Annotated in this window: 5 protein-coding genes; all 5 read right to left on the reverse strand. The window is 71.0% G+C overall.

Annotated features, from left to right (window positions below; translation table 11 throughout):
- Positions 1–147: 147 nt before the first annotated feature.
- On the reverse strand, positions 148–2,355 hold the full coding sequence (gene glgB, locus QSK39_RS41090; RefSeq protein ID WP_285483215.1) for a 1,4-alpha-glucan branching protein GlgB: 2,208 nt from the start codon (positions 2,353–2,355) through the stop codon (positions 148–150).
- A gap of 4 nt (positions 2,356–2,359) precedes the next feature.
- The gene (locus QSK39_RS41095; protein ID WP_285483216.1) at positions 2,360–3,733 is read right to left on the reverse strand and encodes a maltokinase N-terminal cap-like domain-containing protein; all 1,374 of its coding nucleotides are present in this window, start codon (positions 3,731–3,733) and stop codon (positions 2,360–2,362) included.
- Positions 3,734–3,738: 5 nt separating this feature from the next.
- Complete coding sequence (gene treS / locus QSK39_RS41100; RefSeq protein WP_284745239.1) at positions 3,739–5,547, reverse strand: maltose alpha-D-glucosyltransferase; 1,809 nt, start codon at positions 5,545–5,547, stop codon at positions 3,739–3,741.
- A gap of 40 nt (positions 5,548–5,587) precedes the next feature.
- Complete coding sequence (locus QSK39_RS41105; RefSeq protein WP_285483217.1) at positions 5,588–7,570, reverse strand: maltotransferase domain-containing protein; 1,983 nt, start codon at positions 7,568–7,570, stop codon at positions 5,588–5,590.
- Between the two features lie 349 nt (positions 7,571–7,919).
- Complete coding sequence (glgX, locus tag QSK39_RS41110) at positions 7,920–10,064, reverse strand: glycogen debranching protein GlgX (RefSeq protein WP_285483218.1); 2,145 nt, start codon at positions 10,062–10,064, stop codon at positions 7,920–7,922.
- Positions 10,065–10,096 lie beyond the last annotated feature (32 nt).

Below are 10,096 nucleotides of genomic sequence, written 5' to 3' on the forward strand. Positions count from 1 at the left end.
TTTCGCCCCACCCCGCGTAACTGAAGGGTCGACACGCGTGATTGGGGGGTCAACTCGCGTGATTGGAGGGTCGACACGAGCCTGGTTGCCGTGTCGACCCTTCGATCACGCGTGTCGACCTCAGGATCACGCGTGTCGACCCTTTGGTCACGTCAGGTCGGGGTCCGCGGGGGTCTCTTCGGTGAGCCAGAGGACGCCGGCCGGGGGGAGCTGGAGGACGGCCGAGGCCGGCTGGCCGTGCCACGGCTCCTCCGTCGCCTCCACCGCGCCGAGGTTGCCGACGCCCGAGCCGCCGTAGGCCTCCGCGTCCGTGTTGACCACCTCGCGCCAGCGGCCCGCCGACGGCAGGCCGACCCGGTAGTCGTGGTGCGGCACGCCCGCGAAGTTCGCCACGCACGCCAGCCGGGAACCGTCGGTGCCGATGCGCAGGAAGCTCAGCACGTTGCCGCCCGAGTCGTTCGCGTCGATCCAGCGGAAGCCGTCCGGTGACGTGTCCTGGCTGAACAACGCCGGCGACGACCGGTACACCGAGTTCAGCGACCGCAGGAGGTCCTGGACGCCGCGGTGCAGCGGCTCGTCCAGCAGGTGCCAGTCCAGCGACCGCTGCTCCGACCACTCCGCGGGCTGCCCGAACTCGCCGCCCATGAACAGCAGCTGCTTGCCCGGGTGCGCCCACATGAACGCCAGCAGCGACCGCAGCCCGGCCGCCTTGTTCCAGGCGTCGCCCGGCATGCGGCCCCACAGGGATCCCTTGCCGTGCACCACTTCGTCGTGCGAAAGGGGCAGCACGAAGTTCTCGCTCCACGCGTACACGAGCGAGAACGTCATCTCGTTGTGGTGGTACGCGCGGTGGATCGGCTCGTGCGACAGGTACCGGAGCGTGTCGTGCATCCAGCCCATGTTCCACTTGAAGCCGAACCCGAGCCCGCCCAGGTGCGTCGGGCGCGTGACGCCCGGCCACGCCGTGGACTCCTCGGCCACCATCACGACACCCGGGTGTCGCTTGTAGACGGTCGCGTTCAGCTCCTGCAGGAACTTCACCGCGTCCAGGTTTTCGCGGCCGCCGTACTGGTTCGGCAGCCACTCCCCGTCCTTGCGGGAGTAGTCGAGGTAGAGCATCGAGGCGACGGCGTCGACGCGCAGGCCGTCGAGGTGGAACTCCTCGATCCAGTACAGCGCGTTGGCGACGAGGAAGTTGCGGACCTCGTTGCGGCCGAAGTCGAACACGAGCGTGCCCCAGTCGGGCTGCTCGCCGCGGCGCGGGTCCGCGTGCTCGTACAGCGCGGTGCCGTCGAACTTCGCCAGCGCCCAGCTGTCCTTCGGGAAGTGGGCGGGCACCCAGTCCACGAGCACGCCGATCCCCCGCTGGTGCAGGCGGTCGACGAAGTAGCGGAAGTCGTCGGGCGAGCCGAAGCGGGACGTCGGCGCGTAGTACGACGTCACCTGGTAGCCCCACGAGCCGCCGAACGGGTGCTCCGACACCGGCAGCAGCTCGACGTGCGTGAACCCGGTTTCGACCAGGTAGTCGCCGAGCTGGTCGGCCAGCTCCCGGTAGCCGAGCCCCGGCCGCCACGAGCCGAGGTGGACCTCGTAGACGCTCATCGGCGCCGCGGCCCACTCGGTCGCCTCGCGCTGGGCGACCCACCCGTCGTCGTCCCACACGTGCCCGGACGTCGTCACGACCGACGCCGTCGCGGGCGGCTGCTCCGTGCCGAACGCCATCGGGTCGGCCTTCTCGTGCCAGTTCCCGTCGGCGCCGAGGATCCGGAACTTGTAGCAGGAGCCGGCGCCGACCCCCGGCACGAACAGCTCCCAGACGCCCGACGAGCCGAGCGAGCGCATCGCGTGCCCGCGCCCGTCCCAGCCGTTGAAGTCGCCGATCACGCGGATGCCGCGGGCGTTCGGGGCCCAGACCGCGAACGAAGTCCCGGCGACGTCGCCGCCCGGCGTCTCGTACGACCGGACGTGCGCGCCGAGCACCTCCCAGAGCCTCTCGTGCCGGCCCTCGCCGATCAGGTGCAGGTCCAGCTCGCCGACCGTGGGCAGCCAGCGGTACGGGTCGTCGGCGGTGACGGAGTGCCCGTCGTAGTCGATCTCCAGCCGGTAGTCGCCGGGGTGCTCAGGCACCGCGACGGCGAACAGGGCGTCGATGACCGGCTCCATCGGGTACCGGTCCTCGCCGGTGACCAGGGCGACGGCCTTGGCGCCGGGCAGCAGCGCCCGGGCCGCGAAGCCCTTGCCGACCGCGTGCACGCCCAGCACCGAGTGCGGGTCGTGGTGCGAGCCGGCGAGCAGCCGGTCGATGTCCGCGGCCGCCGGGGCCGCGGCCGGGAGGCCTTCCGGAACCGCGTTCACGGCGTCATCCCTCTCCATCGGTGATCCGGGCGATCGAGGCGAGCGGCACGCCCAGCCAGTCGGGCCGGTTCGCGTGTTCGTAGCTCACTTCGTAGACCGCCTTGTCCAGTTCGAAGGCGCGCAGCAGCTCGCCCTGGTCGCGCGGGTCCGCCGCGACCGCGGCGTAGCCCTCGCAGAACGCCGCCCGGTTGCGCTGCGACCACTCCATGGCCCGCTGGGCCAGCGCCGGTTCGTCCGGCTGCCCGACCAGCATCTGCTGGGCCGCGTAGTCGAACGACCTCAGCATGCCCGCCACGTCGCGCAACGGCGAGCGCAGCGCGTGGCGCTCCTCCACCGGAGCCGCCGGCTCGCCCTCGAAGTCGATCAGCAGCCAGCCGGTGACCGTCCGCAGCACCTGGCCGAGGTGCAGGTCACCGTGGATGTACTGCATGGTCACGGAGTCGGCGGGCAGCGTGCGCAGCGTCTCGAACGCCGTCCGCAGCCCCGGGGCGTGCGCGGCCAGCTCCGGCACCTGCCCGGCCACCGTGTCGAGCCGGTCGAGCATCGCCTTCATCGAGCGCTCCAGCTCGTCGGCGTCGACCGGCTCGGTGCCGAGGGCCTCGGCCAGGTCCGCGTGCACCTCGGCCACCGCCCGCCCGAGCCGCTCGGCCTCGCCGGCGAAGTCGCCGCCGACCTCCTCGGCGTGCAGCTCCGGCGCGGCCATCAGGTCGCGGACGCTGGTGGTGGCCATCGCCCAGCCGTCGACCGCGTCCGCGACGAACTGCTGGAGCATGCCGACCGTGGTCGGCTCGCCGTCGAGGTCGCCGGTGATCGAGCCGAGCACCTGCGCGATGTGCTTGCTGCCGACGCCCTGCAGGGCCCGGTGCAGCAGCAGGTCCTTGTTCTTGCCCGGCGTCAGCTTCCGGAACAGCTTGAGGATGTACTGCCCGCCGTAGACCAGGGACGTGTTGCTCTGCTCCGAGGTGATCGGCCGCGCCCGCAGGCCGGTGTCCAGCTCGACGCCGGGCTCGTGCTCGAAGACGAGCGAACCCACGGTGTCCTCCCGCGCCATCAGGTCCAGCAGCACGCCGGTGACGTCGAGGTCACCCGACGCCTCGTAGGCGTTGAGGTCGCCGACGGCACCGATCCAGCTGGTGGACGAGATCTCCGGTGGGTGCGTCCGCCGGCCGACGAGCAGCTGGTACGGCTCGCGCCGGTCGTCCTGGACGACCTCGACGACCACGTGCAGCAGCTGGGGGTCGCCGACGACCAGCTCGGTCACGCCGAGCGGCCGGACACCGGTCACCGGCCGGTCCTTGCCGGCGAACCAGCGCTGCTCCGGCAGCCAGCGCTTCAGGTCGTCGGTCAGGTCGTCGACCAGCTCGCGCGGGTCGGACAAGGGACTCACCTCGTTTCGCCTTCGTCTCCCGGGCTCGTCAGCTGGAACCAGTAGAAGCCGTGCCCCGGCAGCGTCAGCAGGTACGACAGGTCCCCGATGCTGGGGAACCGCACGCCACCGGTGAGCTCCACCGGCGTGCACCCGCGGTGCGCGGACAGGTCCAGCTCCACCGGCTGCGGGAACCGGGACAGATTGTTCACGCAGAGCACGACGTCCTCGCCGCCGTCCGGGCGCCGCCACTGGCGCTTGTACGCCAGCACGCTCGGGTTCGACCCGCCGAGGTCGACGAACTCGCCCTCGGCGAACGCGTGGTGCTCCTTGCGCACCTCGATCATCCGCCGGGTCCAGTTCAGCAGCGAGGACGCGTTGTTCGACTGCGCCTCGACGTTCAGGCCCTGGTAGCCGTACACCGGGTCCATGATCACCGGCAGGTAGATCCGGCCGGGGTCGCAGGAGGAGAACCCGGCGTTGCGGTCCGGGGTCCACTGCATGGGGGTGCGGACCGCGTCGCGGTCGCCGAGCCAGATGTTGTCTCCCATGCCGATCTCGTCACCGTAGTACAGAACGGGCGAGCCCGGCAGGGACAGCAGCATCGCGGTGAAGAGCTCCTGCTGGTTCCGGTCGTTGTCCAGCAGCGGGGCCAGGCGCCGGCGGATGCCGATGTTGGCCTTCATCCGCGGGTCCTTGGCGTACTCCGCGTACATGTAGTCGCGCTCGTCGTCGGTGACCATCTCGAGGGTCAGCTCGTCGTGGTTGCGCAGGAAGATGCCCCACTGGCTGCCGCTGGGGATCTCCGGGGTCTGGGTCATGATCTCCGAGATCGGGAACCGCGACTCGCGGCGCACGGCCATGAAGATCCGCGGCATCAGCGGGAAGTGGAACGCCATGTGGCACTCGTCGCCGCCCACCGCCGGGTCGCCGAAGTACTCGACGACGTCCGAGGGCCACTGGTTCGCCTCGGCGAGCAGGATCCGCCCGGGGTACTCGTCGTCGACGACCTTGCGGCAGCGCTTGAGGAACTCGTGCGTGCGCGGCAGGTTCTCGCAGTTGGTGCCCTCCTGCTCGAACAGGTACGGCACGGCGTCGAGGCGGAACCCGTCGATCCCCAGGTCCAGCCAGAACCGCAGGGTGTCGATCATCGCGTCCTGGACGTCGACGTTCTCGAAGTTCAGGTCGGGCTGGTGGGAGAAGAACCGGTGCCAGTAGAACTGGCCGCGGACCGGGTCGTACGTCCAGTTCGACGTCTCGGTGTCGACGAAGATGATCCGCGCGTCGGCGTAGCGGGAGTCGTCGTCGCTCCACACGTAGTAGTCGCCGTACGGGCCGTCGGGGTCCTGGCGGGACTGCTGGAACCACGGGTGCGCGTCCGAGGTGTGGTTGAGCACCAGGTCGGTGATCACCCGGATGCCGCGCCGGTGCGCCTCGTTCAGCAGGAACACGAAGTCCTCGACGCTGCCGAACTCCGGCAGCACGGCCCGGAAGTCGCTGATGTCGTACCCGCCGTCGCGCAGCGGCGACGCGTAGAACGGCGGCAGCCAGAGGCAGTCGATGCCGAGCCAGGCCAGGTAATCGAGCCGACCGGCCAGGCCACGCAGGTCGCCGGTGCCGTCGCCGTTCGAGTCGGCGAAGGCGCGCACCAGCACCTCGTAGAACACCGCGCCCTTGAACCACTCCGGGTTGCTCGGCGCCTGCTGGGCCGAGCGGAAGTCGCCGGCCTGGGGCTCGACGAGCATGCCGTCGGCGGTCATCGCCTCACCGGTGTGCGGCACGCCTTCCAGCCCGAGCGCCGCGTCGGGGCGGGCTTCCTCCGCCATGTGTTCCACCTCAGTCCTCGATTCGTTCTTCCTTCCCCTGCTAACCGGCCAGCCGCCGCCGGAGCGACACCACGTGCGCCACGGCCCGCCAGGGCTCGAGCCGCACGAAGTTCGCCGGGCCCCAGTCCCAGGTGTCGCCGGTGACCTCGTCGTGGGCGATCAGCCGCTCGTGCGCCTCGAACCCGAGGGCCGCCGTGTCGAGCCACAGCGTGCCTTCCTGCGGCGCGTACGGATCGAGCGTGACGACCGTGACCACGGTGTCGCCGGTGGCCGGGTCCTGTTTGGAGTACGCCAGCAGCGCGTCGTTGTCGACGTGGTGGAAGTGCAGGGTGCGCATCTGCTGCAGCGCCGGGTGCGCGCGCCGGACGGCGTTCAGCTTCGCGATCCACGGCTCCAGCGACCGGCCCTCGGCGAGCGCGCGCTCGAAGTCGCGCGGGCGCAGCTGGTACTTCTCGGAGTCGAGGTACTCCTCGCTGCCCTCGCGGACCGGGACGTGCTCGAACAGCTCGTACCCCGAGTAGACACCCCACGTCGGCGAGATCGTCGCGGCCAGCGCGGCCCGCAGCGCGAACATGCCGGGCCCGCCGCGCTGCAGCGACTCGTGGAGGATGTCCGGGGTGTTGACGAACAGGTTCGGCCGGCCCTCGTTCCAGTGCTCGCGCAGGTCGATGGCGAAGTCGATCAGTTCCTGCTTGCCGGTCCGCCACGTGAAGTACGTGTAGCTCTGGGTGAAGCCGAGCCGGGCCAGGCCCCACAGCCGCGCCGGGCGGGTGAACGCCTCGGCCAGGAACAGGACGTCCGGGTGGGCGTCCTTCACCGACTGGATCAGCCAGGCCCAGAAGTCCGGCGGCTTGGTGTGCGGGTTGTCGACCCGGAAGATCTTCACCCCGTGCTCGACCCAGACCAGGATGACCCGCAGCATCTCCTCGTAGACGCCCTTGGGGTCGTTGTCGAAGTTGATCGGGTAGATGTCCTGGTACTTCTTCGGCGGGTTCTCGGCGTAGGCGATCGAGCCGTCCGGGCGGGTGGTGAAGAACTCCTGGTTCTTGAGCACCCACGGGTGGTCCGGCGCGGCCTGCAGCGCGAAGTCCAGCGCCACCTCCATGCCCAGCTCCTCCGAGCGGGCGACGAAGGCGTCGAAGTCGTCAAAGGTGCCGAGGTCCGGGTGGATGGCGTCGTGCCCGCCCTCGTCGGCGCCGATGGCCCACGGCGAGCCGACGTCGTCGGGCTTGGCGTCGAGGGTGTTGTTGGGGCCCTTGCGGTTCACGCGGCCGATCGGGTGGATCGGCGGCAGGTAGACGACGTCGAAGCCCATCTTCGCGACCCGGTCGAGCGCGGCCGAGGCGGTGGTGAAGGTGCCGTGGACCGCCTTGCCCTCGGCGTCGAGCCCGCCGGTGGAGCGGGGGAACAGCTCGTACCAGGAGCCGTACGCGGCCCGGCGGCGGTCGACCCACAGCTTGTGCGGCTTGCCCTTGGTGATCAGTTCCCGCACCGGGAACTCGTGCATGAGCTGGCGGACCTCGGGCGAGAGCGCGGGCCCGACCCGCTCGGCGAGGCTCAGCTCTCCGTTGCGCAACGCGGTCAGCGCGCCGGTCAACAGCGCCTTTTCCGCGCGGCGGTCCGGGCGGCGGGAGACGCGCTCCAGCAGCCGGGCGCCGTTCTCGAGGTCGTTGGCGAGGTCCTCGGGACCCTGCCCGGCGGCGACCTTCACCTCTACGTTGTGCTCCCACGTCGCCCAGGGGTCGCCCCACGCGTCGATCCGGTAGGTCCACGTGCCGGTGGTGTCCGGGACGACCACCGCGGCGAACTCGTCGGGGTGGTCGGGTCCGCGCGGCACCATCCGCGTCTGGCGGGTCAGCCGGTCGCCCGGGCCGCGCCACGCGACGGTGGCCGCGACGGCGTCGTGGCCCTCGCGCCAGACGGTCGCGGTGACCGGGATGTGTTCCCCCACAACGGCTTTGGCCGGATAGCGGCCACAGCTCACGCTGGGGGAGACGTCGTCGATGCCGAGCCGGCCGGTCATGGGCAACGCCCCTCGGGAGTGTCGGTTTGTGCGCAGGCGTCGTCAGTCTGCCCGACTCGATCACGCACGATCGAGGCAGGTCTCCCTTGTTCAGTACCCACCCGGGTGCGACTGAAACGCTTCCCCCGCAAGGAATTTCCGGCAGATGTCCGGCAGGTTAACCGCGCGCCGCGGCCCGCCGCCGGACCCCGCCGTTGAACACCCGTACCCGAATGGACGACACGGCTCCCGTGACGGAAGGGTCGACACGCGTGATCGGGGAGTCAACTCGCGTGATTGGAGGGTCGACACGATCCGGCTGCCGTGTCGACCCTCCAATCACGCGTGTCGACCCTTCGATCACGGTTCGTCAGGGGCCTTCGGGGTGCTCCGCAGCCAGGCGCGGGGCGCGGAGCAGGAGCAGGGAACGGGACTGGAGTGTCAGCCGGCTCTTGGCCTCCAGCGGGCCCGGGTTGGCCGGGCTGCCGTCGGAGGTGCTCGTGTCGAGCGTCGGCTTGAACGTCTCGCCGTACTCGCGGCCCGGCAGGACCACCTCGGCCGGCTCGTCCCCCGCGTGCAGCCACATCAGCCACGAGTGGTCGGGCACCAGCTCGCCGTCGCGGTTGCGGGCCTGGCTGTTCGAGCCGTCGACCCACATGCCGAGCGTGTGCCGGTCCTCGAACCAGTCGGTCTCGCCGAACTCCTCGCCGTCGGGGCGGAACCAGACCAGGTCCGGCTTGCCGGTCGGCGTCGTCCGGCCTTCGAAGAACTCCGGCTGCCGCAGCGCCGGGCTGTTCGCCCGCAGCCGCACGACCCGGCGGGCGAAGGTCAGCATGGCCTCGGCCTCGGGGTCCGCCGGCGTCCAGTCCAGCCAGGACGTCTCGTCGTCGAGGCAGTACGCGTTGTTGTTGCCGCCCTGGGTCCGCCAGAACTCGTCGCCCGCGGTGATCATCGGGGTGCCGGTGGACAGCAGCAGCGTGGCGAACATGTTCCGCACCTGCCGCACGCGCAGCTCGCGGATCTCCGGGTCGTCCGTGGGGCCCTCGACGCCGTGGTTCCACGAGCGGTTGTCGTTGCCGCCGTCGCGGTTGTCCTCGCCGTTGGCCTCGTTGTGCTTTTCGTTGTAGGAAACCAGGTCCCGCAGCGTGAAGCCATCGTGGGCGGTGACGAAGTTGATCGACTGCCACGGCCGGCGCAGGTTGTGGTCGTAGAGGTCCGACGAACCGGACAACCGGTACGCGAGGTCGCGCACGCCGGTCGCGCCGCGCCAGAAGTCCCGGATCGTGTCGCGGTAGCGGCCGTTCCACTCCGCCCACTGGGCGCCGAAGCCGCCGACGCGGTAGCCCTCGCCGGTCGCGTCCCACGGCTCCGCGATCAGCTTGCAGCGCGAGAGCACCGGGTCGGTCGTGATCGCGGTGAGCAGCGTCGACGCCGGGTCGAACACGCCGCCGCGGGCCCGGCCGAGCGTGCTGGCCAGGTCGAACCGGAAGCCGTCGACGCCCAGCTCCTGCGTCCAGTACCGCAGCGAGTCGGTGACCAGCCGGACGACGGTCGGCGAGCCGGCCTCCAGGGTGTTGCCGCAGCCGGTGATGTCGGCCATGTGGCCGCGCTCGGTGTGCAGGTAGTACACCGGCGCGTTCAGCCCGCGGAAGCTCAGCGTCGGCCCGTCGGGCCCGCCCTCGCAGGTGTGGTTGAACACGACGTCGACGATCACCTCGATGCCGGCCGCGTGCAGGGCGGCCACCATCAGGCGGAACTCCTCGATCTCGTGGCCGGGCTCGCTGGCGTAGCCGGCGTGCGGCGCGAAGAAGCCGAGCGGCGAGTACCCCCAGTAGTTGTGCCGCCCGGCCCGGACCAGCGACGGCTCGTCGAGGAACGAGTGCACCGGCAGTAGCTCCACCGACGTGACGCCGAGCCGGGTCAGGTACTCGATGGCCACCGGGTGGGCCAGGCCGAGGTAGGTGCCGCGCAGCGCCTCCGGGATGAACGGGTGCTGCTGGGTGAACCCCTTGACGTGCAGCTCGTAGACCACCGCCTCCTCGAACGGGACCTCCGGCTTGACCCCGGTGTCCGGCCCGCCCGGCGAGGACACCACCGACAGCGGCACGCTGCCCAGGGAGTCCACTGTGGACATCGGGCCGCGCTCGGGGTCACCGGTGAAGCCCTGCGCCGCGCCCAGGTCGGTGAGCCCGCCGGTGATCTGCCGGGCGTACGGGTCGAGCAGCAGCTTGTGCGGGTTGCACCGGAGGCCGCGCGCCGGGTCGTACGGGCCGTGGACCCGGTAGCCGTACCGCTGCCCCGGCGTCACCCCGGGCACCAGGCCGTGCCAGACGCCGAACGTGCGCTCGGTGAGCGCGATCCGGCGCTCCGACCCGTCGGCGTCGACCAGGCACAGGTCGACCGCGTCCGCGACGGCGGAGGTGATCGCGAACCGGACCCCGCCCGCCTCGGGGTGGGCGCCGAGCGGGAACGGGCGTCCGGCGAGGACGTGCTGGGTCGAGGGTCGCGTGGCCATTCCTGAATCGTCCCAGATCCGGGTCGCTTCGC

Source organism: Amycolatopsis sp. NBRC 101858, assembly GCF_030269325.1.
GTDB lineage: Bacteria > Actinomycetota > Actinomycetes > Mycobacteriales > Pseudonocardiaceae > Amycolatopsis > Amycolatopsis ponsaeliensis.